17 protein-coding genes and 2 pseudogenes are annotated in these 25,562 nt (G+C 71.3%); 13 read left to right on the top strand and 6 right to left on the bottom strand.

Features of this window, described 5'->3' with window-relative positions; genetic code table 11:
• Positions 1 to 34 precede the first annotated feature (34 nt).
• Together ACP4E5_RS11015 and ACP4E5_RS11010 are read left to right on the top strand one after the other, a co-directional pair.
• Positions 35 to 802: an SDR family NAD(P)-dependent oxidoreductase gene (locus ACP4E5_RS11015; protein ID WP_425827452.1), complete on the top strand. Its 768-nt coding sequence runs from the start codon at positions 35 to 37 to the stop codon at positions 800 to 802.
• Positions 803 to 884: 82 nt separating this feature from the next.
• The gene (locus ACP4E5_RS11010; protein ID WP_425827450.1) at positions 885 to 1,613 is read left to right on the top strand and encodes a FadR/GntR family transcriptional regulator; all 729 of its coding nucleotides are present in this window, start codon (positions 885 to 887) and stop codon (positions 1,611 to 1,613) included.
• Positions 1,614 to 1,680: 67 nt separating this feature from the next.
• Here ACP4E5_RS11010 and kdgD read toward each other — a convergent pair whose 3' ends face one another.
• Together kdgD and ACP4E5_RS11000 are read right to left on the bottom strand one after the other, a co-directional pair.
• The gene (gene kdgD, locus ACP4E5_RS11005) at positions 1,681 to 2,598 is read right to left on the bottom strand and encodes a 5-dehydro-4-deoxyglucarate dehydratase (RefSeq protein WP_425827448.1); all 918 of its coding nucleotides are present in this window, start codon (positions 2,596 to 2,598) and stop codon (positions 1,681 to 1,683) included.
• A 206-nt stretch (positions 2,599 to 2,804) separates the two neighbouring features.
• Positions 2,805 to 3,974 (bottom strand): L-talarate/galactarate dehydratase, encoded by a 1,170-nt coding sequence (locus tag ACP4E5_RS11000; RefSeq protein WP_425827446.1) that lies wholly within the window; start codon positions 3,972 to 3,974, stop codon positions 2,805 to 2,807.
• A gap of 118 nt (positions 3,975 to 4,092) precedes the next feature.
• On the opposite strand from ACP4E5_RS11000, the gene ACP4E5_RS10995 reads away from it, so the two are divergent.
• Complete coding sequence (locus ACP4E5_RS10995) at positions 4,093 to 4,968, top strand: LysR substrate-binding domain-containing protein (RefSeq protein ID WP_425827444.1); 876 nt, start codon at positions 4,093 to 4,095, stop codon at positions 4,966 to 4,968.
• Between the two features lie 128 nt (positions 4,969 to 5,096).
• Positions 5,097 to 5,525: a PPOX class F420-dependent oxidoreductase gene (locus tag ACP4E5_RS10990; protein ID WP_425827442.1), complete on the top strand. Its 429-nt coding sequence runs from the start codon at positions 5,097 to 5,099 to the stop codon at positions 5,523 to 5,525.
• 32 nt (positions 5,526 to 5,557) lie between these two features.
• On the opposite strand, the pseudogene lplAB reads toward ACP4E5_RS10990, so the two are convergent.
• Positions 5,558 to 6,609: pseudogene (gene lplAB / locus ACP4E5_RS10985) on the bottom strand (lipoate-protein ligase LplAB).
• Positions 6,610 to 7,639: 1,030 nt separating this feature from the next.
• On the opposite strand from lplAB, the gene ACP4E5_RS10980 reads away from it, so the two are divergent.
• The 8 genes and pseudogenes from ACP4E5_RS10980 (at position 7,640) to ACP4E5_RS10945 (ending at position 19,729) form a co-directional block, all read left to right on the top strand.
• On the top strand, positions 7,640 to 8,452 hold the full coding sequence (locus ACP4E5_RS10980; protein ID WP_425827440.1) for an SDR family NAD(P)-dependent oxidoreductase: 813 nt from the start codon (positions 7,640 to 7,642) through the stop codon (positions 8,450 to 8,452).
• A gap of 126 nt (positions 8,453 to 8,578) precedes the next feature.
• Positions 8,579 to 11,698 carry a glycoside hydrolase family 2 TIM barrel-domain containing protein gene (locus ACP4E5_RS10975; RefSeq protein ID WP_425827438.1) on the top strand — a complete coding sequence of 1,040 codons (3,120 nt, stop codon included), beginning with the start codon at positions 8,579 to 8,581 and terminating at the stop codon, positions 11,696 to 11,698.
• A gap of 199 nt (positions 11,699 to 11,897) precedes the next feature.
• A complete protein-coding gene (locus ACP4E5_RS10970) occupies positions 11,898 to 12,956 on the top strand; it encodes a LacI family DNA-binding transcriptional regulator (RefSeq protein ID WP_425827436.1) in 1,059 nt (352 codons plus the stop codon).
• Between the two features lie 139 nt (positions 12,957 to 13,095).
• Positions 13,096 to 14,436, top strand: coding sequence for an extracellular solute-binding protein (locus tag ACP4E5_RS10965; protein ID WP_425827434.1), 1,341 nt, complete (start codon positions 13,096 to 13,098; stop codon positions 14,434 to 14,436).
• 6 nt (positions 14,437 to 14,442) lie between these two features.
• The gene (locus ACP4E5_RS10960; protein ID WP_425827432.1) at positions 14,443 to 15,432 is read left to right on the top strand and encodes a carbohydrate ABC transporter permease; all 990 of its coding nucleotides are present in this window, start codon (positions 14,443 to 14,445) and stop codon (positions 15,430 to 15,432) included.
• Positions 15,429 to 16,274 (top strand): carbohydrate ABC transporter permease, encoded by an 846-nt coding sequence (locus ACP4E5_RS10955; RefSeq protein ID WP_425827430.1) that lies wholly within the window; start codon positions 15,429 to 15,431, stop codon positions 16,272 to 16,274. The genes ACP4E5_RS10960 and ACP4E5_RS10955 overlap by 4 nt, the downstream gene beginning before the upstream one ends.
• A 49-nt stretch (positions 16,275 to 16,323) precedes the next feature.
• Positions 16,324 to 18,549, top strand: a complete 2,226-nt coding sequence (locus ACP4E5_RS10950; protein ID WP_425827428.1) for a glycoside hydrolase family 3 N-terminal domain-containing protein — start codon at positions 16,324 to 16,326, stop codon at positions 18,547 to 18,549.
• A 100-nt stretch (positions 18,550 to 18,649) separates the two neighbouring features.
• Positions 18,650 to 19,729 (top strand): annotated as a pseudogene (locus ACP4E5_RS10945) (endo-1,4-beta-xylanase).
• Between the two features lie 4 nt (positions 19,730 to 19,733).
• Here the strand turns inward: ACP4E5_RS10945 and ACP4E5_RS10940 are convergent.
• Entirely contained in the window at positions 19,734 to 21,899 is a 2,166-nt protein-coding gene (locus tag ACP4E5_RS10940; protein ID WP_425827426.1) for a DEAD/DEAH box helicase, read from the bottom strand.
• 242 nt (positions 21,900 to 22,141) lie between these two features.
• Here ACP4E5_RS10940 and ACP4E5_RS10935 point away from each other — a divergent pair, with 242 nt between their 5' ends.
• On the top strand, positions 22,142 to 24,190 hold the full coding sequence (locus ACP4E5_RS10935; RefSeq protein WP_425827424.1) for a pectinesterase family protein: 2,049 nt from the start codon (positions 22,142 to 22,144) through the stop codon (positions 24,188 to 24,190).
• A gap of 51 nt (positions 24,191 to 24,241) precedes the next feature.
• On the opposite strand, the gene ACP4E5_RS10930 is transcribed toward ACP4E5_RS10935, so the two are convergent.
• Positions 24,242 to 24,847, bottom strand: coding sequence for an SRPBCC family protein (locus tag ACP4E5_RS10930; RefSeq protein ID WP_425827422.1), 606 nt, complete (start codon positions 24,845 to 24,847; stop codon positions 24,242 to 24,244).
• 76 nt (positions 24,848 to 24,923) lie between these two features.
• Positions 24,924 to 25,535: a TetR/AcrR family transcriptional regulator gene (locus tag ACP4E5_RS10925; protein WP_425827420.1), complete on the bottom strand. Its 612-nt coding sequence runs from the start codon at positions 25,533 to 25,535 to the stop codon at positions 24,924 to 24,926.
• Positions 25,536 to 25,562 lie beyond the last annotated feature (27 nt).

The following is a 25,562-nucleotide window of genomic DNA, read 5'->3' as shown; positions in this document are numbered from 1 at the left end:
ATGTTTCCGAGTCACCGGAACCAGGAGGCAGCCCATGACAGCCCCCCGTGCCACCGACCGCTTCGCCGGACGCACCGCCGTCGTGACCGGCGCCGCCGCGGGCATCGGCGCCGCGACCGCGCGCAGGCTCGCCGCGGAGGGCGCCGCCGTCGTGCTCGCCGACATCGATGAGCGCCGCGGTTCCGAGGTCGCCAAGGAGATCGAGCGGGACGGTGGGCGCTCCTCGTTCGTGCCCGCCGACGTCGCGCGCGAGGAGGCCTGGCAGGAGGTGCTGACCGCCGCGCACGCCTTCGGCCCCGTCGGCGTCCTGGTCAGCAACGCCGTGAGGATCGAGGTCGCCCCGGCGCACGAGACCTCGCCCGAGTCCTGGAACCGGCAGCTGTCCATCGGGCTCACGGCGGCGTTCCTCGGCGTGCGCACGTGCCTCGACGACCTGCGCGAACAGGAGGGCTCGGTCGTCCTCGTCTCCTCCGTCCACGCCCGCCACGGCATCCCCGGTCACCCGGCGTACGCGGCGGCGAAGGGCGGGCTGCTGTCGCTGAGCGGTCAACTCGCCGTGGAATACGGGCCGTTGGTCCGGGTCAACACGGTGCTGCCGGGGCCGATCCTGACCGGGGTGTGGGACCGGGTGCCGCAGGAGGAGCGGGCCGCCAGCGTCGCTGGGACCGCGGCCCGCCGTTTCGGCAGCCCCGACGAGGTGGCGTCCGCGATCGCGTTCCTCGCGTCGCCCGAGGCGTCGTACGTGACCGGGACGAGCCTGGTGGTCGACGGCGGGTGGAGCGTGATGAAGTCCTCGGCGTAGACGTACGGCCAACGGGGGGTGAACTCCCGCTGTCCCGGAGATACTTGGCCGGTCGAGACTTCGAGAGAACAGCAGGTAGGACATGGCGGGGTACGCGCGCCGCGGCGTGCACGGGCAGACCGTGGAGACCATCGCGCACCGGGTGCTGAGCGGCCGGATCGGGCAGGGGGAGACCCTCGACCTCGGCGCGCTCCAGGACGAACTCGGCGTCAGCCTCACCGTGTTGCGGGAGTCCTTGAAGGTGCTCGCCGCCAAGGGCATGGTCGACGCCCGGCAGAAGCGCGGCACGTTCGTGCTGCCCCGGGCCGACTGGCATCTGCTCGACGCGGACGTGCTGCGCTGGCAGTTCGAGGCGCTGGACGGGGGCGTCGCGGAGGGCGCGGGCAATCCGCTGCTCGGCGACCTCGACGAGGTGCGCGGCATAGTCGAACCGGCCGCGGTCCGGCTCGCCGCGCGCCGCCGCACGCAGGACGACCTGGCCGCGCTCGACGCGGCGTTGGAGGCGATGGGGCAGGACGGCGAGGACGGCGCTGCCCACGCGGTCGAGGCGGACCTCGCCTTCCACGGCGCCCTGCTCCGCGCCTCCCACAACGAACTGCTGGAGCGCATGGACCTGGTGATCGCCGCGGGCCTCGGCTACCGCGACCGCCTCGTCCACGGCACGGGCCGCCACCCCAAGGACCCGGTCCCCAGCCACCGCGCCGTACTCGACGCGGTTCGGGCGGGGGACCCGGATGCCGCCGAGTCGGCGATGCGCACACTCCTTGACCAGGCGGCGCGGGACCTGGGGCGGATTCTCGGCGGGCGGTGACGCGCACCTCTCGCCGCACGTCGCGGGGCTCCGCCCCGGACCCCGCTGCTCAATCGCCGCAGGGGCTTTACACGGTCGCGCCGATGAGCCCGCTCAACTCGGAGAGTTCCGACTCCGTCAGGTCCGTCAGGGGAGGCCGGACCGGGCCCGCCGGGTGGCCCGTCGCCGTCATGCCCGCCTTGACGATGCTGACCGCGTACCCGGCCTTGCGGTTGCGGAGCTCCGTGTACGGGAGGACGAAGTCGCGCAGGTGCTTGAGGACGGTGGCGTGGTCCCGGCCGCGGACGGCCGCGTAGAAGTCGAGGGCGAACTCCGGGAGGAAGTTGAAGATCGCCGACGAGTAGGTGGTGACGCCGAGTTCGAGGTACGGGAGCGCGTACATCTCGGCCGTGGGCAGGCCGCCGACGTAGGTGAAGCGGTCGCCGAGCTTCGTGTAGATGCGGGTCATGGCGTCGATGTCGCCGACGCCGTCCTTGTAGCCGATCAGGTTCGGGCAGGACTCGGCGACGCGGGCCAGAGTGTCCGCGTTGTACTGGGCGTTGGCCCGGCCGTACACGATGACGCCGAGATCCGTCGCCTTGCAGACCGCCTCGACGTGGTCGGCCAGGCCGTCCTGCGAGGCCTCCGTCAGGTACGGCGGGAAGAGCAACAGGCCGTCGGCGCCCGCGCGTTCGGCCGCCTGCGCGTACTCGATCGCGGTCCGTGTGCCGTACCCGGCCGGGGCGAGGATCGGGGTGCCCGCCGGCGCCGCCTGCACGGCCGCGGTCACCACCCGCTCCGTCTCGGCGGCGGTCAGCGAGAAGAACTCACCGGTGCCGCCCGCGGCGAACAGCCCGCCGACCTCGTGCTCGGCCAGGCGCTCGATGTTGGCGCGGTAGGCGGCCTCGTCGAACGCGAGGTCCTCCGCCTTGAAGTGGGTGACCGGGAAGGAGAGCAGGCCCGAGCCGATGCGGGCGCCGAGTTCTGACGGGGTGAAGGACGACATGACTGGGCTACTCCTGCTGAGTGGTGGAGGGCGGTGAAGAGGCGGTGTGAGTACGACATTACGAGGCGTCACTCATGCGCGTCCAACACTGCTTTTGCATCCAGTGATACCCGACGGGTATGACGCGTGGACTCCGGGCGTGGCTCTGGCGCGGGCCCCGCGCTGTCCGTCAGCGGGGCCCGCGCCAGAGAGCGGGGAGGGGCAGGCTACGGGCGCGCGCCCACCTCGTGCGTCGCGACGGTCCAGGCGCGGGCCTGCTCGGTGAGGGTGATGCCGAGGCCGGGACGGTCGGAGACGTGCATGCGGCCTCCGCTGATCGCCAGGCGCTCGTTGAACAGCGGCTCCAGCCAGTCGAAGTGCTCAACCCACGGCTCGATCGGGTAGGCGGCCGCGAGGTGGAGGTGGATCTCCATGGCGAAGTGCGGGGCGAGCTGCAGGTTGTGGTGCTCGGCGAGGGTGGCCAGCTTGAGGAACTGGGTGATGCCGCCGATGCGCGGGGCGTCGGGCTGGATGACGTCGCAGGCGTTCGCCTTGATCAGCTCGACGTGCTCGGCGACCGAGGCGAGCATCTCGCCGGTGGCGACGGAGGTGTCGAGCGAGGCGGCGAGCGCCGCGTGGCCCTGCGCGTCGTAGGCGTCGAGCGGCTCCTCGATCCAGACGAGGTCGAACTCCTCCATGGCCCGGCCCATGCGCTGGGCGGTCGGCCGGTCCCACTGCTGGTTGGCGTCGACCATCAGCGGGACGCCGTCCCCGATGTGCTCGCGTACGGCGGTCAGCCGGGCGAGGTCCGCCTTGCGGTCCGGGTTGCCGACCTTGATCTTGATGCCGCCGATGCCGCTGGCCAGGGAGGCGGTGGCGTTGTCGAGGACCTGCTCGGTCGGCGTGTGCAGGAAGCCGCCGGAGGTGTTGTAGCACTGCACCGAGTCGCGGTGGGCGCCGAGCAGCTTGGCGAGCGGCAGCCCGGCCCGCTTGGCCTTCAGGTCCCACAGGGCGATGTCGAGGGCGGCGATCGCCTGCGTGGCGACGCCGCTGCGGCCGACGGAGGCGCCGGCCCACACCAGCTTCGTCCACAGGCGGCCGATGTCGCTGGGGTCCTCGCCGATCAGGTTGTCGGCGATCTCCTTGGCGTGTGCGAACTGGGCGGGGCCGCCGGCGCGCTTGGAGTAGCCGAAGCCGATGCCGGAGTGGCCCCCGGTGGTCTCGATCTCCGCGAACAGGAAGGCGACCTCGGTCATCGGCTTCTGCCGGCCCGTGAGCACCTTGGCGTCGCTGATCGGCGTCGCGAGGGGCAGCGTGACGGAGGAGAGCTTGATCCAGGCGATGGTGTCGAGAGTCGCCTCGCCCTGGCGGGAGGCGGCTGAGCTGACGGTGGACATGCTGGTCACCACTGCGAATCCCTGGGGGTGTGAGCCGTTGGTTCCTGTTGACGCTAAGGTCGGCGATTGATCCACGTCAAACATAGTTTTTGGATGATCCAATACCTGGAGGGCATCGTTGTTCACGCTTGCGCAGCTGGCGAGCTTCGTGGCCGTCGCGGAGGAACTGCACTTCACGCGGGCCGCCGAGCGGCTGCGGATGACACAGCCCCCGCTCAGTCGGCAGATCCAGCTCCTTGAGCACGAGTTGGATGTGCAGCTGCTCGACCGCACGAACCGGACCGTCCGGCTCACTCCGGCGGGCCGGGCCTTCCTCAACGAGGCGCGGACGATCCTGCGGCAGGCCGAGGCGGCCACGCTCGCGGCTCGGCAGGTGTCCACGGGGGAGGCGGGGGCCATCGCGGTGGGCTTCACCGCCGCGAGCGCGTACTCCGCGCTCGGCCCGTTGCTCGACGTGGCCAGGACCTCGATGCCCGGCACGGAGATCGTGCTGCGCGAGAAGGTGACCCGCGACCAGCTGGAGGCCCTCACCGAGGGCTCCCTCGACCTCGGCATGATCCGCCCCTCCAGCACGGGACCCGACCTGGAGACCCGGTCGACCACCCGCGAGGGGCTGCTCGCCGCGGTGCCGAGCGGGCATCCGCTCGCCGAGGGCGAAGGGCCGCTGCCGATGGGCGAGTTCGACGGCCAGGACGTGCTCATGTACTCGCCGATCGAGGCCCGCTACTTCCACGAACTGCTGGTCAGCATCTTCCGTGAGGCCCGGGTGCGGCCGCGCTTCACGCAGTACCTCAGCCAGGTGCACAGCCTGCTCGCCATGGTCCACGCCGGGTGGGGGATCGCGTTCGTGCCCGAGTCGGCCGCGCAGATGCGGTTTCCCGGGATCGCGTTCCGGCCGCTGGAGCTGTCCGACGCGAGGCCCGTCGAGTTGCATCTGGTGTGGCGCAAGGCGAATGACAATCCGGCGTTGCATGCGCTTCTGCGGTTGCTGTAGCCGGACTTGTCGCGGTCGGCCGTGCCTACGTCGCGGGGCGCTGCCCCGGGCCCCGCCGGCTCTCGTCCACAGGCGGGGCTTGATGTGACTATGGTCGACGCGTAGCCCTCGACGTATCAGGAGGAACCGTGTCCAAGCCGCCACTGTCCGCCGAAGCCATCGCCATGCTCGAGCGCGCGAACCCGGCCACCGTCGCCACGCTGCGGTCGGACGGCTCGCCCGTGTCCACGGCCACCTGGTACCTCTGGGAGGACGGGCGGGTGCTGCTGAACATGGATGAGGGGCGGGTCCGCCTCGGGCACCTGCGCCGCGACCCGCGGCTCACCCTCACCGTTCTCGACAAGGACAGCTGGTACACCCACATCACCCTCATCGGGCGGGTCGTCGAGCTCCGCGATGACAAGGGTCTCGTCGACACCGACCGGATCTCGACGCATTACGCGGGCGGCCCCTACCCGGAGCGTGAGCGTGCCCGCGTCACCGCCGTGATGGAGATCGAGCGCTGGCACGGCTGGGGCGAGTTCCGCGACAGCGACCAGGCCTCGCCCGGAGCCTGACCGCCACACCCGGCCCGCTGCCCCGGCAGGGGCTACGGCACCCGCGCCGTCCACTCGTCCGTGCCGAACTTGGTGCGGACGAGTTCCTGGGCGCGGGCCAGTTCCTCGTCGGTCACCTTGTCGTCGGTCAGCCCGTACCGGTTCCGGAACGAGTCGATCATGCGGGAGATGACCTCCTCACGGGGCAGTCCGGTCTGCCGGCGCAGCGGGTCGACGCGCTTCTTGGCGCTCTTCGTGCCCTTGTCGGACAGCTTCTCCTTGCCGATGCGCAGCACGTCGACCATCTTGTCGGCGTCGATGTCGTACGACATCGTCACGTGGTGCAGCACCGCGCCCTGCCCGGCCGCGACCCGCTTCTGCGCGGCGCCCGCGACCTTGCCGACGTCCGTGGCGATGTCGTTCAGCGGCTGGTACCAGGCCTTGATGCCCATGTCGGCGAGGGCGCCCAGCACCCAGTCGTCGAGGTAGGCGTACGAGTCCTGGAACGACAGGCCGGAGACCAGGGACTCCGGCACGGCGAGCGAGTACGTGATGGTGGACTTCGGTTCCGCGTACATGGCGCCGCCGCCGGAGATCCGGCGTACGACGGTGACACCGTGCCGCTCGACGCCCTCCGGGTCGACCTCGTTGCGCAGCGACTGGAAGCTGCCGATGATCACCGCGGGCCGGTCCCACTCCCACACGCGCAGGGTCGGCGGCCGCTGCCCGAGCGCGACCTGCTCCACCATCACCTCGTCGAGCGCCATGTGCAGGACGGGTGACTGGGGGGCGTCGTGGACGAGCTGCCAGTCGTAGTCCCGCCAGTCCGTGGCCTGGGCGAGGGCCCGGCGTACGGCGGTGGCGACGCCCTCCGTCGTCAGGCCGAGCATCACGGTGCCGGCAGCGCCGCGTCGATCCGGGCGGCGAGGGTGGCGGTGTCGGCGTCGGCCGGGGCGCCTTCGAGTGCGGCGTTGATCGCGAGGAGCGCGTCGTCCGGTTCGAGGAAGAAGTCGCCCGCCACCCGGACTTGGCGCAGCACGCCGTCCGCCACGTCCACGTCCACGACGACGAGCTTGCCGCCGGGGATCTTGTACTCGCCGTGCACGGTGTGCCGCCTTCCACCAGGTTGTCCATCCTCGCGAACAACGCTATCCGCAGTCCGGACATTCCGGTCCCCACGGACGGGGCCGGTGGACGGGCTCCGGGGATGGGTGCTGCGGACGGGTGCCGTGGACGGGGCCAGCGAATGGGTGCTGCGGACGGGCTCCGCGGACGGGCTCCGCGGACGGGCTCCGCGGACGGGGCCCGTATACGGGTGCCGCGGATGGGGCCCGCGGACGAGGTCCGTGTACGGGGCCTGCGGCCTGGTGCCGCGGACGGATCCCGGCGAGGGGACCCGCGGACGGGTGCCGCGGTCGGACCCGCGGACGGGACCCCGCAGATTGGTGTCGCGGCCTGGCGCTGTGGATGGGCCCCGCGGACTGGTGCCGCGGACGGGTCCCGGGGACGGGTGCCGCGGTAGGGCTCCGCGGATGGACCCGTGGACAGGTGTCGCGGACGAGGCCCGCGGACGAGGCCCGTGTACGGGGCCTGCCGACTGGTGCCGCGGACGGATCCCGGTGAGGGGACCCGTGGATGGACCCGCGTACGGGTCCCGTGGACAGGTGCCGCGGATGGGGCCGCGGACGAGGTCCGTGTACGGGGCCTGCGGCCTGGTGCCGCGGACGGATCCCGGCGAGGGGACCCGCGGATGGACCCGCGGATGGACCCGCGGACGGGTGCCGCGGTCGGACTCGCGGACGGGACCCCGCAGATTGGTGTCGCGTCCTGGCGCCGTGGACGGGGCCTGCGGATGGGCTCCGTGGATGGGCCCGTGGACGGGTGCCGCGGTCGGACCCGCGGATGGGCCCCGGGGACGGGTCCCGCGGACGGACCTGAGGATGGGTCCCGCGGACGGGCTCTGCGGACGGGCTCCACGGATGGGCTCTGCGGACTGGTGTCGCGGGCGAGCCCCGTGGGTGGGCCCCCGGACGGGCCCCGCGTCGGCCCCCCGCCGGTATTGACACTTCGTCAGATATACCGCATCGTCGCCCCGCATCCCGACCGGTCCACCCACCCACCGGAGGAGCGCGGTCATGGACCTCGATGACACACCCGTCCCCGATTACGCCGGCCTGCACCGCGTCGAAGGCCGTGCCTTCGTTCTGCTCGGGGCGGGCAATGGCATCGGTCGGCAGACGGCCCACGCGCTCAGCTCGGCGGGTGCGCGCGTGCTGTGCGTGGACCTCGACAAGGAGCGGGCGGAAGCCGTCGCGGCGCAGACCGGCGGCGTACCGTACGTCGCGGACGTGACGCGGCGCCAGGACATGGAAGCACTCTTCGCCCATGCGCAAAGGGAGTTGGGCCCGGTCGGCGGCGTCGTCGACATCGTCGGCATGGCCCGCTACGAGGCCCTGGACACGCTCGACGACGACGCGTGGCAGTGGCACTTCGACCTGGTCCTGCGGCACGCCTGGCTCGCCGTTCAGTACGGGGGAGCGGCGGTCGCGGCGGCGGGCGGCGGACCGCTGGTGTTCGTGGCGTCCGTCTCCGGCATCACGGCGGCCCCGCTGCACGGCGCGTACGGCGCCGCCAAGGCGGGTCTGATGTCCCTGGTGCGCACGGCCGCCGTCGAGTACGGGCCGCGCGGGGTGCGGGTCAACGCGGTGGCGCCCGGCGTCGTGTGGACGCCGCGCGTCGCGGGCCTGCTCGGCGAGGAGGGCCGCGCGGCCAACGCGGCGAACGCCCCGCTCGGCCGCGTCGCCGAGCCCGCCGACATCGCCGCCGCCCTCCTCTTCCTGGCCTCACCGCTCTCCTCGTACGTGACCGGCCAGACGCTCGTCGTGGACGGCGGCACCGGGGTCAAGTTCCCGTACCCGACGATCGGCGACAGCGGCTCCGCCGGGTGATCGTGTCGTACGGCTCGAACGGGCTTATTCCGTAAGGCTATTGACTAAACCCCGCACGAACGCACAACAATCTGTTCGCTCACGTTTGTTTGTGACGCGTCATGTTGGCTTCGAGGGGATTTCCGCATGCCTGTCAGCCGTAGATCCGTCCTGGCCGCGAGCGCGGCCGCCCCCGTCGTGGGGGCGCTCGCCGCGCCATCGGCCCGCGCCGCCGAGGGCCGCGCGGGGAGCGTCGGCCGCCGCACCGTGGAGCTCGCGGACGGCTGGCGCTTCGCGCTGGTCAGCCTGGACGGCATCACCGACCCGACCGGCGCGTACGCCGACGCCGAGCGGCCCGACCACGACGACGGGGACTGGCGGCAGGTCGCGATCCCGCACGACTGGTCCATCGAGCAGACCCCCACCGCCGCGCACAACACGACGAGCGGCACGGGCTTCCTGCCCGGCGGACTCGGCTGGTACCGCAAGACGTTCACGGTGCCGAAGGCGTACGCGGGCAAGCGGATCTCCGTCGAGTTCGACGGCGTCTACATGGACTGCGACGTCTACGTGAACGGCGAGCTCGTCGGCAACCACCCCTACGGCTACACCGGCTTCGCCCACGACATCACCGACCTCGTCCACGCCGACGGCAAGGCGCCGAACGTCCTCGCGGTCCAGGTCCGCAACCGCCTCCCCAGCAGCCGCTGGTACTCCGGCAGCGGCATCTACCGCAGGGCCCGCCTCGTCGTCACGGAACCGGTGCACGTCCAGCGCTGGGGCACGTTCGTGACGACGCCGGACCTCGCCGCGACCCTCGACAAGGGGTACGCGACGGTCGACGTACGCACGACGGTCGTGGGCGAGGCGGGCGCGGAGCACGACGTCACGGTGGTCTCGACGGTGCGCGACCCGAAGGGCCGCAAAGTGGCGCGCGCCGAGTCGACCCTCAAAGGGGTGGCCGCCACCCCGAAGACGGATGCCTCTCAACTCACCCTGAAATCCCCGCAGTTGTGGTCGATCGAGACCCCGGGCCACCGCTACACCCTGGTCACCGACCTCCGCGTGGACGGCCGCACCGTGGACACGTACCGCACCCGCTTCGGCATCCGCCACGCGACGTTCGACCCGGACAAGGGCTTCTCGCTCAACGGCACGTACACGAAGATGAAGGGCGTGGACCTGCACCACGACCTCGGCGCGCTCGGCGCCGCGGTCCAACCGGACGCGGTCCGCCGCCAGTTGGCCATCATGAAGTCCATGGGCGTCAACGCCCTGCGCACCTCGCACAACCCGCCCGCGCCCGAGGTCATCGAGGCCTGCGAGGACCTCGGCCTGATCATGCTCGTCGAGGCCTTCGACTGCTGGCGCACCGGCAAGAACACCTACGACTACGGACGCTTCTTCGACGAGCACTCCGACGCCGACATCGCCGAGATGGTGCGCGCCGCCCGCAACTCCCCGGCCGTCCTCATGTGGTCCATCGGCAACGAGATCCCCGACTCGACCCGCACCGAGGGCATCGCCATGGCGGAACGCCTCATCGCCGACATCAAGGCCCTCGACACGACCCGCCCCATCGTGATCGGCTCCGACAAGTACCGCTCCCTGCCGGCGGTGGGCTCACCCGCCGACAAGATCGTCGCGGGCCTTGACGGCCTGGGCCTCAACTACAACACGGCGGCGTCCGTCGACGCGCTGCACGCCCGCTACCCGCACCTGTTTCTCTTCGAGTCCGAGTCATCGTCGGAGACGTCGAGCCGGGGTACGTACCAGGAGCCGCAGCACCTCAACACGGGCGAGAACCACACACCCGGGAAGCGCGCCACCTCCTCCTTCGACAACAACCTCGCCTCCTGGACGATGAGCGGCGAGTACGGCCTGAAGAAGGACCGCGACCGGCGCTTCTTCGCGGGCGAGTTCCTGTGGTCGGGCATCGACTACATCGGCGAACCCACCCCGTACGACGTGTTCCCGGTCAAGGCGTCCTTCTTCGGCGCGGTCGACACCGCCGGCTTCCCGAAGGACATGTACCACCTGTTCCGCAGCCAGTGGTCGGCCGAGCCGATGGTCCACCTCCTCCCCATGGACTGGACGACGCACAAGATCGGCGACGAGGTGGAGGTGTGGGCGTACGCGAACGTCGCGGAGGTCGAGCTGTACCTCAACGGCCGTTCCCTGGGCGTGCGTTCCTTCGACGAGAAGAAGACCGTGGACGGCCGCGCGTACCTGGAGACGACGGAGGCCACGCACGACGACAAGACGGTCACCGGCGGCCCCTATCCCGGCAGCTACACATCACCGAACGGCAGCGCGGGCAAGCTGCACCTGACGTGGAAGGTGCCCTTCGCGGCCGGTGAGCTGAAGGCCGTCGCGCGGCGCGGCGGGAAGACGGTGGCGACGGACGTGCTGCGCACGGCGGGGGCGGCGCACGCGATCCGCCTCACCCCGGACCGCAAGTCCCTCGCGGCGGACGGCCGCGCGCTGGCGTTCGTGACGGCGGAGGTGGTGGACGCGAAGGGAGTGGTGGTCCCCGACGCGACCCGCACCCTCGAATTCACGGTGAACGGCGGCCAGTTGGCGGGCGTCGACAACGGCCAGCAGGAGAGCGCCGAACGCTACCAGGCGAGTACGCGCACCACCTTCCACGGCCTCGCGCTGGCCATCGTCCGCTCGGGAACGAAGCCCGGAACGCTGACCGTCACGGCGGAGGCCAAGGGCCTGCGAGAGGGGCGGGCGACCCTGCGCGTGACGGGTCCGGCCGGCGCCCCGGTCACACCGACCGACGCCTTCACCGCGGACCCGGGCCCCGGAGCCGTGAAGTACCCGCACGCGGACGCCAGTTACTCCGGCTCCCCGACCACGCTCCCGGCCGCGGCCCTGGACGGCGACCCGAAGACCCAGTGGTCCAACGCCTTCCAGAAGTCCGCGACAGCCCTCCTCCCCGCCTTCGACGGGGCCCGCCCCACCGACTGGATCTCGGTGGAATGGGCGGAGGAACGCGAGATCGGGCGCGTCGAAGCATCCTTCACGGTCGACGCGAAGCACTCGCTGCCCGCGTCGGTCGACGTGGCGGTCTGGAACGGCGAACGCTACGTCGACGTACCGGACCCGGACATCGCCTGGGCGACCGCCTCCGGCGACCCGACGGTCATCACCTTCGACGCCGTACGGACCGGCCGCCTGCGCCTCACGCTGACGAGCCGGAAGCCGGGGGAGGCCGCGGGGGCGGTGGGGATCAGCGCGGTGGATGTGGCGGGGTCGTGAGCCGCGGGGGACCGTGACGCGGAACCGGGGTGTGGTCGTGGCCGGCCTTCACAGTGACCCGTCTCAGTTCAGTTGACCCGTCACAGGTCAGTCGTGCTTGACCAACTGGCCGTCGAGGGCGTGTGCTACGGGTTCCGGAAGACATCCGGAGGACTTTCGGATGCACATCCGGATGCACATGTCGACGGAGGTGGGGAACGTGGCCGGGGAAGGTGCCCAGCGCAGGACAGCCACGCGGAGCCCGGACGGGCCGGCCAAGGTGACGATCACCGAGATAGCGCGGGAGGCGGGTGTGTCCGTGCCGACCGTCTCGCGGGTCGTCAACGGGCGTTCGGACGTCTCGCCGGCCACCCGGGCCCGGGTCGAGGACCTGTTGCACCGGCACGGCTACCAGCGGCGGCCGCCCGCACCGGGGGACCGGGCGGCCCTGCTCGACCTGGTCTTCAACGACCTGGACAGCCCGTGGGCCGTGGAGATCATCCGGGGTGTGGAGGAGGTCGCGCACGAGGCGGGCGTCGGCACCGTGGTCTCCGCGATCCACGACCGGGCGGGCGACGCGCGGGAGTGGATGACGAACCTGCGGGCGCGGGCGTCGGACGGCGTGATCCTCGTGACGTCCGTACTCGAACCGGGGCTGCACGACGAACTCCGGCGCCTCGGTGTGCCGTTGGTGGTCATCGACCCGGCGGGCTCGCCCGTGACGGAGGAGCCGACCGTCGGCGCCACCAACTGGGCGGGCGGGATGGCGGCAACCGAGCACCTGCTCGCCCTGGGCCATCGGCGTATCGGGTTCATCGCGGGGCCGCCCCGGATGCTGTGCTCGCGCGCCCGGCTCGACGGGTACCGGGCCGCCCTCGACGTCGCGGGGGTGCCGGTCGAGGACGAGCTGATCGTGCCCGGCGATTTCTACCACGAGTCCGGGTTCACCGGCTGCGGCCGGCTGCTCGGCCTGCAGGAGCCGCCCACCGCCGTCTTCGCGTCCAGTGACCAGATGGCGCTCGGCGCGATCGAGGCGCTGCGGCGGCGCGGTCTGCGGGTGCCCGAGGACATGAGCGTCGTCGGCTTCGACGACCTGCCGGAGGTGCGGTGGTCGGCGCCTCCGCTCACCACGGTGCGCCAACCGCTGTCCGACATGGGCAAGTTGGCAGCCCGTACGGTTCTCGACCTTGCCCGGTCCGTGGAACCCGCGGCTCCGCGCGTCGACCTGGCGACGGAACTCGTGGTCAGGGCCAGTACGGCCGCTCCGCGGAACGCGTAACTCCGCCAGAACGGTCGCCACAGACTCCCCAGGGGCGTCAACAGCCTTTTTTGTTAAGGCCGTTGACGCCCCTGTTCTGTGCCCGTAACTTCCGAGGCCATCCACCGATAGTTTTCGGTTTCCTTCCGGAAGGTGCGCCATGTCTGTGTTCGATCGAGCCCCTGTGCCCTCGTCGGCCCGGTCCGCCGTCGCCGCGGCCCTCTCCCGCCGACGGTTCCTGGGCGCGGCCTCCGCCGTGGGCCTCGGGGCCGCGGGCCTCGCCGCCTGTTCGGACTCCGGCTCCGGGGCCACCGACAGCAAGGGCCGCACCGTCGTGGAGTGGTGGAACATCCAGACCACGGAGCCGACGAAGACCGTCTGGCCGGAGCGGGCCAAGGCGTTCGAGGCCGAGCACCCCGATGTGCACATCAAGCTCGTCACCCTGGAGAACGACGCGTTCAAGGCGAAGATGACCGCGCTGACCAGCTCCGGAAAACTTCCGGACATCTACCACACGTGGGGCGGCGGGGTCCTCAAGCAGCAGATCGACGCGGGCCTCGTCGAGGACCTCACCGACACGATCAAGCCCCTGTCCTCCGAGTTCGTGGGCGTGGCCGGCGATCCCTACAAGTTCGACGGCAAGTCGTACGCGATGCCCCTCGACATCGGCGGCGTCGGATTCTGGTACAACAAGGCGCTCTTCGAGAAGGCCGGAGTCACGACCCCGCCCGCCACGTGGAGCGACTACCTCGACGCGGTCAAGAAGCTGAAGAGCGCCGGGGTCACCCCCATCGCCCTCGCGGGCAAGGAGAAGTGGCCCGGCATGTACTACTGGGCCTACCTGGCGATGCGCATCGCAGGAGTCGACGGCATGCGGAAGGCCGCCGACGCCAAGGACTTCACCGGCGAGGACTTCGTCAAGGCCGGCGAACGCCTCAAGGAACTCGTCGCCCTTCAGCCGTTCCAGAAGGGCTTCCTCGGCGCGGCGTACTCCACACCCAACGGCGAGGCCGCCACCATGGGCAACGGCAAGGCCGCGATGGAGCTGATGGGCCAGTGGGCGCCGGTCACCCAGGCCGACGCGGGCAAGGGCATCGGAAAGGACCTCGGGTTCTTCACGTTCCCGACGGTCGCCGGCGGCAAGGGCGCGGGCACCGACATCTTCGGCGGAGGCGGCGGTTACGCCGTGCGCAAGGGCGCGCCCAAGGCGGCCGTCGACTTCCTGAAGTTCTTCATGTCACCCGAGTCCGACAAGCTCCTCGTGAAAAAGGCCGACATGATGCCGGCCTTCAAGGGCGCCATCGGCACCCTCACCGACCCCAACCTCAAGCTCGTCTCCGCCGCCCTGGACAAGGCGACCGGCTTCCAGCTCTACCTCGACCAGGCCTACCCGCCCGCCGTCGGCCAGGAGATCAACGACTCGGTCGCCGCGCTCATCGCCGGCGCCAAGTCGCCCGAGCAGGTGTCCCGTTCCATCACCCAGGTCGCCAAGAGCCAGTAACCGACGATGACTTCCACTCAGATCAACGAAGCGCGGCCCGCTCCCGCAGAGGACCAGGCCGCCCCGGCACCGAACCGGCGCCCCCTGGCGCGCCGGGCCAGGGACTGGCTCACCGCCTTCTCGTTCACCGTGCCCGCCCTCATCCTCTTCGCGCTGTTCGTTCTCACCCCGATCCTCTACGCCCTGTACGTCAGCTTCTTCAACTGGGGTGGATTCGGGGCGCCTTCGGACTTCGCCGGCACCGACAACTACACCCGCCTCCTCGGCGACCCGGTCTTCCTCGGCGACCTCTGGCGCGGACTGCTCCTGGTGGTGTTCTCCATCGCCCTCCAGCTGCCGTTCGCGCTCGCCATGGCCGTCCTGCTCAACCAGAAACTGCGCGGCCGCGCCGTCTACCGGATGCTGTTCTTCGCCCCGTACGTTCTGTCCGAGGTCATCACCGGCGTCCTGTTCTCCATGATCTTCGCGCCGGACGAGGGGCTCGCCGACAAGGTGCTCGGCTCGATCGGCCTCGACAGCCTCGGCGGACTCTGGTTCGCCGACCAGGACTGGGTGCTGCCCACCCTGTTCCTCGTCATGATGTGGAAGTACTTCGGCTTCCACATGATGCTGTACCTCGCCGGACTCCAGGGCATCCCCGCCGAGCTGCACGAGGCCGCCCGCATCGACGGGGCGAACGCCTGGCAGCGCTTCCGCAGCGTGACGCTGCCGCTGCTCGGACCCACCATCCGCATCAGCGCCTTCCTGTCCGTGATCGGCGCCATCCAGCTCTTCGACCTGGTGTGGGTCACCACCCAGGGCGGCCCCGACCACCACTCCGAGACGATGGCCGTCTCCCTCTTCCAGTTCGGCTTCAAGCGCTACCAGATCGGCTACGCCAGCGCGATCAGCATCGCCATGTTCCTCATCAGCCTCGTCTTCGCCATCGCCTACCAGCGGTACGTGCTGCGCCGCGACACCGAAGGAGCCCTCACCAACATGCGAGCCACCCGATGAGCGCCCTGAGCCACACCGCGCGCCGACGCCTGCGCTCCACACCGCTGTACGTCATCGTGTGGCTGGTCGGCATCGTCATGGTCACCCCGCTCCTGTACGCGCTGGTGTCCGGGTTCAAGTCCACCGACCAGCTGTCCCGGAACGCCTTCGGGCTCCCGTCGCCCTGGATCGTGTCCAACTACACGGACATCCTGGCCTCCGGATCGTTCTGGCGGATGCTCGGCTCATCGACCCTCATCGCGGTCGGCACCACCGTCCTCACCGTCGGCGCGGCCGCGCTCGCCTCCTTCGCGCTGGCCCGATTCGCTTTCAAGGGAAGGGAGTTGATGTTCACTCTCTTCACCGTCGGCCTGATGTTTCCGTTCGCCGTGGCGATCCTGCCGCTGTTCGTCCTGCTGCGCACCTTCGGGCTCCTCGACAACCCGCTGGGCGTGATCCTTCCGCAGGCCGCGTTCGGGCTCCCCATGACCATCGTCATCCTGCGCGGGTTCTTCCGGCAGATCCCCGGCGAACTGGAGGAGGCCGCCACCCTCGACGGCTGCTCCCCGTTCGGCTTCTTCTGGCGGATCCTGCTGCCCATGGCGCGCCCGGCGCTCGGCACCGTCTCCGTCCTCGCCATCGTCACCAGCTGGAACAACTTCCTGCTGCCGCTGCTCGTGTTCAGCGAACCCGACTGGTGGACGATCCCCGTCGGCGTCCAGCAGTTCCAGGGCCAGTACGCCGCCGACATCGCCCGCGTCTTCGCGTACCTCGTGCTCGCGATGGTGCCCGCGCTCGCCTTCTACGCGGTCGCCGAGCGGCAGCTGATCGGCGGCATCACGATGGGCGCGACGAAGGGCTGACCACCCTGCCCGCCAACGACCGCAACGTGTCACGCACTTGAGGAGATCCATGGCTCAGCCCTGGCAGGACACCACCCTGCCCGCCCACACCCGGGCGGCGGACCTGCTCGCCCGGATGACCGCCGAGGAGAAGACGGCCCAGCTGTCCAGCGTGTGGCTGGGCGCCGACATCGAGACCGACACCGCCGCCGTCGCACCCGGACAGCACGCGTACGCCGCCGGGAGCGCCGCCCTCGACGCCCTCCTGCCGCACGGTCTCGGCCACCTCACCCGCCCCTTCGGCACCGTCCCCGTCGAACCCACTGAAGGCGCCGCCCGCCTCGCCGAACTCCAGCGCACGGTCCGCGCGGCCAACCGGTTCGGCCTGCCGGCGCTCGCCCACGAGGAGTGCCTCACCGGCTTCGCCACCTGGCAGGCCACCATCTTCCCGACCCCGCTCGCCTGGGGCGCCACCTTCGACCCGGCTCTGGTGACCGAGATGGCGCGGGCCATCGGTGCGTCGATGCGTGCGGTCGGCATCCACCAGGGGCTCGCCCCCGTCCTCGACGTCGTACGCGACCCGCGCTGGGGCCGCACCGAGGAGTCCATCGGCGAGGACCCCTACCTCGTCGGCACCATCGGATCGGCGTACGTGCGCGGTCTGGAGGCCGCCGGGATCGTCGCCACCCTCAAGCACTTCGCCGGGTACTCGGCGTCGCGGGCCGCACGCAACCACGCGCCCGCGCCGCTCGGGCCGCGCGAGCTGGCGGATGTCATCCTGCCGCCGTTCGAGCTGGCGCTGCGCGAGGGCGGCGCGCGCTCCGTGATGGCCGCGTACAACGACATCGACGGGCTGCCCGCCCACGCCCACCCGGGTCTGCTCACCCAACTCCTGCGCGAGGACTGGGGGTTCGCGGGAACCGTGGTCGCGGACTACTTCGGCGTCGCGTTCCTGGAGTCCGCCCACAAGGTCGCAGCGTCCGCGGCGGAGGCGGGCCGCCTCGCGCTCGCGGCGGGCGTCGACGTGGAACTCCCCGCCGCCCGCTGCTTCACCGACCTCCCGGAGGACCTCCTCGACCGGGCGGCGCTGCGCGTCCTCGCTCAGAAGTGCGAACTGGGCCTGCTCGACGCCGACTGGGAGCCGGTGGCCGGTGATGACACCATCGACCTGAACCCGCCGCACCTGCGGGAGTTGGCCGCCAAGGTGGCCGAGGAATCCGTCGTACTGCTCGCCAACGAGGCGGGGCTGCTGCCCCTGCCGGACGCCGACGGCCTGCGCCTGGCCCTCGTCGGGCCCCTCGCCGACGAGCAGGCCGCCATGCTCGGCTGCTACACGTTCCCCCGGCACGTCGGCGTCAACCACCCCGAACTGCCCGCGGGTGTCGACGTACCGACCCTCGCGGAGGCGCTGCGCGCGGAGCTGCCGGGCGCCCGGTTCGTCGCGGACCCGGCGGACGCGGATGTGTGCCTGGCCGTGGTCGGTGACCGCTCGGGCCTGTTCGGACGCGGCTCGTCCGGCGAGGGCTGCGACGCCGTGGACCTTGAACTGCCGTACGGGCAAGGCGAGTTGCTCGACGCCGCACTCGCCTCCGGGACGCCGACCGTCATCGTCGTGCTCAGCGGGCGGCCCTACGCGCTCGGCCGCTGGGCCGACCGGGCCGCCGCCGTCGTCCAGGCATTCTTCCCCGGGCAGGAGGGCGGCGCGGCGGTCGCCGGAGTGCTGTCCGGCCGGGTCGATCCGTCCGGGCGGCTGCCCATCGGCGTGCCCCGGGGGGACGGCGGCCAGCCCGCCCCGTATCTCGCGCCGCCGCTCGGCCGGCTCGGCGGGCCCAGCAACGTCGACCCCACGGCCCTCTACCCCTTCGGTCACGGCCTCTCGTACACGACGTTCGCCTGGGACGCCCCGCAGTGCGACACCCCCGAGTTCGGCACCGATGGCGAGGTGTCGCTGAGGCTCACCGTCCGCAACACCGGCGAGCGCCCCGGCACCGAGGTCGTCCAGCTCTACCTGCACGACCCGGTCGGCACCGTCGCCCGCCCCGAGGCGCGGCTCGTCGGCTACGCCCGGGTGCCGCTCGACCCCGGCGCCCGCGCCGAGGTCCACGCCACGTTCCCCGCCGACCTCGCCGCGTACACCGGCGCCGACGGCCGCCGCGTCGTCGAACCCGGCGCCCTCGAACTCCGCGTCGCCGCGTCCAGCGAACACGTCCATCACACGGTGCCGCTCACCCTGATGGGGCCGGTGCGCGAGGTCGGACACGACCGCCGGATGCGGTGCGAGCTGCGCGTGAAGTGACACCACCAGCGCATCCGGCTACTTCAGCGCATCCAGCTTCTCCGGCACCGCCCGCTACCTCCAACTATCCGCCAATGAACGACAGTTGAGGAGACCCGCTATGCGTACGAACCGGATCAGATCCGCCGCCCTCGCCGCCACCGCGACGGCCCTGCTGCTCGGCGGCCTGTCCGCCGCGCCCGCCACCGCCGACCCGGACCACGCCGGCAAGGACGCCGGCAAGAAGGCGTCCGCCACCCTGAACGACCTCGCCCGCACCCACGGCCGCTACTTCGGCTCCGCCGTCGACAACCCCGAGCTCGACGACGCTCCGTACGCCGACCTCCTCGGCAAGGAGTTCGGCCAGACCACGCCCGGCAACGGCATGAAGTGGTACGCCACCGAACCGCAGCGGGACGTCTTCGACTTCACCGCCGGCGACGAGATCGTGAACTACGCCCGCGCCCACCACCTCAAGGTCCGCGGCCACACCCTCGTATGGCACAGCCAGCTGCCCGACTGGCTGAGCTCCGGCACCTGGAGCGCCGGCGAACTCCGCTCGATCCTCAAGAACCACATCACCACCGAGGTGAAGCACTACAAGGGCAAGGTCTTCGCCTGGGACGTCGCCAACGAGATCATGAACGAGGACGGCACGTACCGCGAGAACATCTTCTACAAGACCCTCGGCCCCGGCTACATCGCCGACGCCCTGCGCTGGGCCCACGCCGCCGACCCCAAGGTCAAGCTGTACCTCAACGACTACAACGTCGAGGGCACGGGCCCGAAGGCCGACGCGTACTACACGCTGATCAAGCGGCTCAAGGCCGACGGCGTCCCCATCGACGGCTTCGGCATGCAGGCCCACCTCGCGCTCCAGTACGGCTTCCCGAACCAGATGCGGCAGAACATCCAGCGCTTCGCCGACCTCGGCCTCGACGTCGCCATCACCGAACTCGACATCCGCATGCAGCTCCCCGCCGACCAGGCCAAACTCGCCGAACAGGCCGACTGGTACGGGTAGGTGACCGACGCCTGCCTCGCCGTGAGGCGCTGCGTCGGCATCACGCTGTGGGGCTACTCCGACCGGCACTCGTGGATCCCCGCGGTCTTCGACGGCGAGGGAGCCGCCCTGCCCTGGGACGAGAACCTCCGGCACAAGCCCGCGTACGACGCGATCCGCGAGGCCCTGACCGACTGACGGGTCAGCCCTCGGCCCGCACGCCGAGGCGCGCCTGCTCCTCCTCGACGATCCGGCGCGCGATCTCCGCGTCGGACACGTCGACGGCGTCCGGCGTCGCCTCGGCCATCGAGCTGCGCCGGGCGTACGCGTCGAACAGGCGCGACTTGTTGGCGAGTATCTTCACCAGCCGCTCGTCGACCCCGCCGGTGGCCAGGAGGCGGTGCACGCGCACCGATCTGACCTGGCCCATGCGGTGCGCCCGCGCCACGGCCTGATGCTCCAGGGTCGGCTTGATCTGCGGCTCGCACAGGATCACGACCGACGCGGCCTGGATGTTGAGCCCGACGCCCCCGGCCTGGATCTGGGACACGAGGACGGCGGGCCCGGCCGTGTCCGCGAACTCGTCGACGAGCAGTTGTCTGCGCGCGGGCGGCACACTGCCGGTGAGCGGGCCGAACACCGGGCCGCCGACGGGCGGTTCGGTGTCGAGGGCGCCTCGGACCGCGCCGAGCACGTCGCGGAAGTTGGAGAACACGACGACTTTCTGGCCCGACTCGGCGGCCTCCCGGACCAGCTCGCGCAGCCGCTCCAGCTTGGCGGACTCCGCCGGGCGCGCGTAGGCCGCCCGGCGCATCGCCATGAAGTTCCCTGAGGCGACGGCCTCCCGATAGGCGGCCCCGTCCGCCTCGCTCAACTCCTCCCATTCGTCGGTGTGTTGGAGGCTGGGGAGCTCGGCGAGCACGTCGTCCTGGTTGCGTCGCAGATAGACCGGGGCGACCGCCGTGCGGAAGGCGACGGACCCGGCGAGGCCGTCCTCCTTGTCGAGCCGGTCTGCGAGCGAGGGGTCCAGCACGCGCACGAGGTTGCGGAACTCGCCGACGCGGTTCTCCATCGGCGTGCCGGTCATGAACAGGACCCGCTCGCAGTGGGCCGCCCACTCGGCCACCGCCTGCGAGCGCAGCGTCTCCGGGTTCTTCACCGCGTGCGCCTCGTCGACGACGAGCATCCCCACCTCGCCGCCACCGGGCGCGGGCAGCCCGCGCAGCGCGTCGTACGTCGTGACGGCGACACCGCCGCGGCCCTTCCAGTCCGCGAATGCCTCGGCGCGGTCCGGTCCGTGCACCGGGAGGACGCGCAGCGCGCTGCGGGCCTCGATCTCCCGCGTCCAGTTCACGAGGACGCTCGCCGGGCAGACGACCAGGAAGTGGCTCTGCCCCTCGGCTGCCAGGTGGGTCAGCGCGGCGATGGCCTGGACCGTCTTGCCGAGCCCCATCTCGTCGCCGAGCAGCGCGCGGCGCCGCGCGAGCGCGAAGCGGGCGCCGAACGACTGGTAGCCGCGCAGCGACACCCGAAGCCGTGACTCGTCGAGCTGCTGGGTCCGCACCTGCTCGGCGATGTCGGCGGGCAGGAAGCCCTCCGCGGCGTCCTTGTCGGGCGCAAGGCCCGCGATCTCGCCGAGGACGCTGTAGTACTCGGCGGAGCGCACCTCGAAGTCGACCCAGGCCGCCACGTCGCTCGCGGGGCCGCGCAGCAGGTCGACGGAGGCCTGCGCCAGCAGCGCGTGCGTCCCCGCGCGCTCGGCCTCGGCGACGAGTGCCCGAACCTGCTCGGCCGCGTCGAGGGCGCGGGCCCGACGGGTCCGGCCGGCGAACAGCATCCGCAGCCGCCCGGCGGCGGGCCGCGCCTCGTCGAGCAGCGGCCCGAGCCGCCGGTCAAGCCCGGTCGCGGTGTCGACCGCGTGCCGCGCGTCGGGGCCCGCTTCCACCAGCACGTGCAGCGCCGTGACCAGTGCGGTCGTCCGGGGCTCCGGCGCGTCCACGTCGAGCGGCACCGCCGCCGTCTGCCGCACGCGCTCGGCGAGCCGGCCCGCGGCGGCCAGCAGCTGCGTGGCGGTCTGGGGACCCACCCCGTGGATCTGGTGCAGCCGGGCGGGCCCCGCGTCGAGGACCTGCCGGACCGTGCGCAGCCCGTCCCGCTCCACGAGCCCGACGCGCACCCGCCCGTCCGTCGCCTCCTGCAACCGCGCCACCGGCATCGTGTCGAGGACCTGCGCCACCGACTCGTCGAGCAGCGGCGCGAGCGCCTCCCGCACGGTCCGCACGGCCCGCGCGTGGTCGTCGAGCAGGGCCCGCACTGCCGCATGGAGGCGTGCGCCGTCGGCGACCGCCTCCCGCTCACTGCGTCCCATCGGGCCTGCCCTCCTCTTGGCGCGTCCGGCTCCGGCCGGTTCCTGCATCTTCGCATCGGGGTGTGACAGAGAGCATGGCGTCCGGCAACGGGGTCGCGGTCCCGGGGCTCCGCCCCGGACCCCGCTGCTCAATCGCCGCAGGGGCTTCAAAAGACGGCAACCTTCCCCGTCCCCGCGGCAACAGCACACCAACACGTGCCGCCCGGCACGGATTTCCCCCACCACTCACGGAGTGCAAGCGCATGAGCGACACCCGCAGCAAACCCCGGCACCGCAGGCGTAGAACCCTCCTCGTCGCGGGGGCGCCGCTCGCCGTCGCCGCCGCTGCCGCCCTCGCCTACGGCGGCGGGGTGTTCGGCGCGGACGGCGGGGACACGGCGAGCGCCGCCACCGGCGCCACGGCCGCCGCTTGGGCCGACGACACCGCCGACGGCTTCGCCTCGGTCAACTCCCAAGGACAGAACGGGACATACGGCGGCCGCGGCGGCGAGACGGTCACCGTGAAGACCCTCGCCGACCTGGAGAAGTACGCGACCGCGAGCAAGCCCTACGTCATCGTGGTCGCCGGCGCGATCACGATGGACCCCGTCGGCAAGGAGATCAAGGTCGCCTCCGACAAGACGATCGTGGGCGCGGGGACGGCCGGGCAGATCGTCGGCGGCGGCTTCTTCCTCGGCACCGGTATCCACAACGTCATCATCCGCAACCTGACGATCCGGGACTCCTACCAGGGGACCTGGAACGACAAGGAGCACGACTTCGACGCGATCCAGATGGACGGCGCGCACCACGTGTGGATCGACCACAACGACCTGCGCAGGATGGCCGACGGGCTGATCGACGTCCGCAAGGACTCGACCGACATCACCGTCTCCTGGAACAAGCTGAGCGACGACAACAAGGCCTTCGGCATCGGCTGGACGGAGAACGTCGTCACCGACATCACCATCCACCACAACTGGATCCGCGAGACCGAACAGCGCAACCCCTCCACCGACAACGCCGCTCACGCGCACCTCTACAACAACTACCTCCAGGACGACCCGGGCACCGACATCACGTCCTCGTACGGGAACTACTCGCGCGGCAAGACGAAGATGGTCCTGGAGAACAGCTACTTCCAGGGCGTCAACAACCCCGTCATCAAGGACGCCACCGCCACGCTCGTGCAGCGCGGCAGCGTCTTCTCCGGCACCAGCGGACGCAACGAGAGCGGCGGCACCGCCTTCACCCCGTCCGACTTCTACGCCTACTCGCTGGACAAGGCGGCGGATGTGCCGGCGCTGCTCAAGTCCGGTGCCGGGCCGAGGAGTTCGATCGGCGTCAGTGCCACCACGAAGGCCGCCGCCGTGACCACCCTCACCGTCGCCGCCGACGGCAGCGCCCAGTACAAGACGGTGCAGGCCGCCGTCGACGCCGTGCCCGCCAACAACACCGCGCGCGTGGACATCAAGGTCGCGCCCGGCACGTACCGCGGCACGGTGACCGTCCCGGCGAACAAGCCGCACGTGACGATCGTCGGCACCGGATCGAGCCGCAAGTCCACCGTCCTCGTCGAGGGACACGCCGCCGGCTCGAAGAAGCCGGACGGATCGACGTACGGCACCTCGGGCAGCGCCACCGTCACCGTCCTCGCCACCGACACCCAACTGCGCAACCTGAGCGTCACCAACGACTACGACGAGAGCAAGGACACCTCCATCGCCGCGCAGGCGGTCGCGCTGCGCACCGGCGCCGACAAGGTCTTCCTCGACTCGGTCATCACCAGCGGCGACCAGGACACACTGCTGCTCGACGGCGCGGGCAAGCGCGTCTACATGAAGAACTCGTACGTCGTCGGCAACGTCGACTTCATCTTCGGCGGCGCCACCGCCGTGATCGACCAGTCCGTCATCACCCTGAAGAAGCGGTGGGACGGCACGTCGGCCGGCTACGTCATGGCGCCCAGCACCGCCGCAGGACAGAAGGGTCTGCTCGTCAACCGGACCACCATCAGCGGCGACGTCACCGCCGGCAGCTACCATCTCGGCCGCAACTGGCACGCGGGCGGCGACGCCTCCCTCGACCCGCAGGCCACCGTCCGCGATTCCACGCTCGGCGCCGGGATCAAGGCGAAGCCGTGGACGGACATGGGCGGCTTCTCCTGGAAGGACGACCGGTTCGCCGAGTACAAGAACACCGGCGCCGGATCCGGCCCCGCGAGCGCCGACCGGCCGCAACTGAGCGACTCCCAGGCCGCGTCGCAGGAGGTCACGGACTGGCTGGGCGACTGGACACCCAGCGCCGGGTGAGCCCGTGAGACGCGATCCCGACTCCCGGGTCACGGGCGGGACGTCGTGCCGTCAGGGGGTGACCGCCGCTGCCCGCTGCGCCAGGGCTTCGTTCATGGCGCGGAACTGGGGGAGCGTCGTGGACTTCAGCATGCCTTGAGCGAAGGGCACGGCGACGCCCGTGAAGCGTTCGTTCTGAGTCAGACGGACGCGATGGGGGCCGAGCTCCTCGATGGTGAAACGGTGCTCGCCGTCCGCTATCCAGCCCGGCCCCATCTTGCCCAGCCAGCGCAGTTCCTTGCCCGGTACGAAGTCCAGCACCTCTGGGGTGAAGGTCGAGTCACCGCTGGAGGCGTGCATGACGATGCTCAGGCGCGCGCCCTTGTCGATACGGCCCCCGGGCGACGTCACCTCCGCAGAGGTCATGAACGGGTTCCATCGCGCATACGCGGGGAGGTCCGTCAGAACCTGCCAGACCTGCTCGGGCGTCGCCTCGATCTCCACCGAGGCGGTCAGCCGCACCGGATGGAGGTTGGACCACGTCGTGTACCCGGCGAGAAGGGCGACGAGGACGGCGAGGGACGCGAGTATCCGGCGCCTGCGGCGGCGCGGGCGGCCGGGCACGGGGCGTGGCCGGGGCGCGGTGTCGATCGGTGTGCACGGTGCGGTGCTGGTCATCGTGGCTCCTCTTGCGTGCAGGCGACATGACGTGCAGGCGACGTGGGAACGGGATGTCAGGGGTGCGCGGACCGGATCAGGCGGCCGCGCCGCTCAGCGTGCTGTCGACGAGACGGTCGACGTACGCCGCGTCGATGGGTCGGCCGGTGATGACCAGCCGGTAGTAGAGGGCGCCGGCGAGCTGGTCGAACAGGACTTCAGGGTCGACGTCCGCGCGCAACTCGCCCTGGTCGCGGGCCTCTTCGAGCAGGGTCAGGGCCAGCGCGTTGCGCCGTTGGAACATGGCGTGGACGGCCTCGCCGACGTCCGCGTGGCGCGCGGCCGCGGCGGCGACCTCGGCGACGAGGCCCGCGGAGGTGTCCCCGGACGTCGTGGCGCGGCCGGCCCGTCGCATCCGGTCGAGGCCGGCGGTGATCTCGTTGAGGTAGCCGACGAGGTCGGCGCGCACGTCACCGCTGTACGCCACCGGTACGTCGTCCTGGATCCGGGCGACCACGGCGACGATCAGGTGGTCCTTGGAGGGCCACCTCCGGTACAGCGTGGTCTTGGCGACCTCTGCCCGCGCGGCGACCTCGTCGACGGAGAAGCGGTCGTATCCGCGATCGAGCAGCAGCTCCAGCGCCGCTTCGACGATGCTCTCGTCCGCCTTCTCGCTGCGCGGCCGGCCGCGCCGTACTGCCCGTTCCATGGGATCCTCTTTTCGCTACGACCGTTG

The sequence above is a fragment of the Streptomyces fractus genome, from assembly GCF_049844455.1.
GTDB lineage: Bacteria > Actinomycetota > Actinomycetes > Streptomycetales > Streptomycetaceae > Streptomyces > Streptomyces fractus.
The sequence above is the reverse complement of the archived record's forward strand: the minus strand, read 5'-3'. Positions and strand labels throughout refer to the sequence as shown.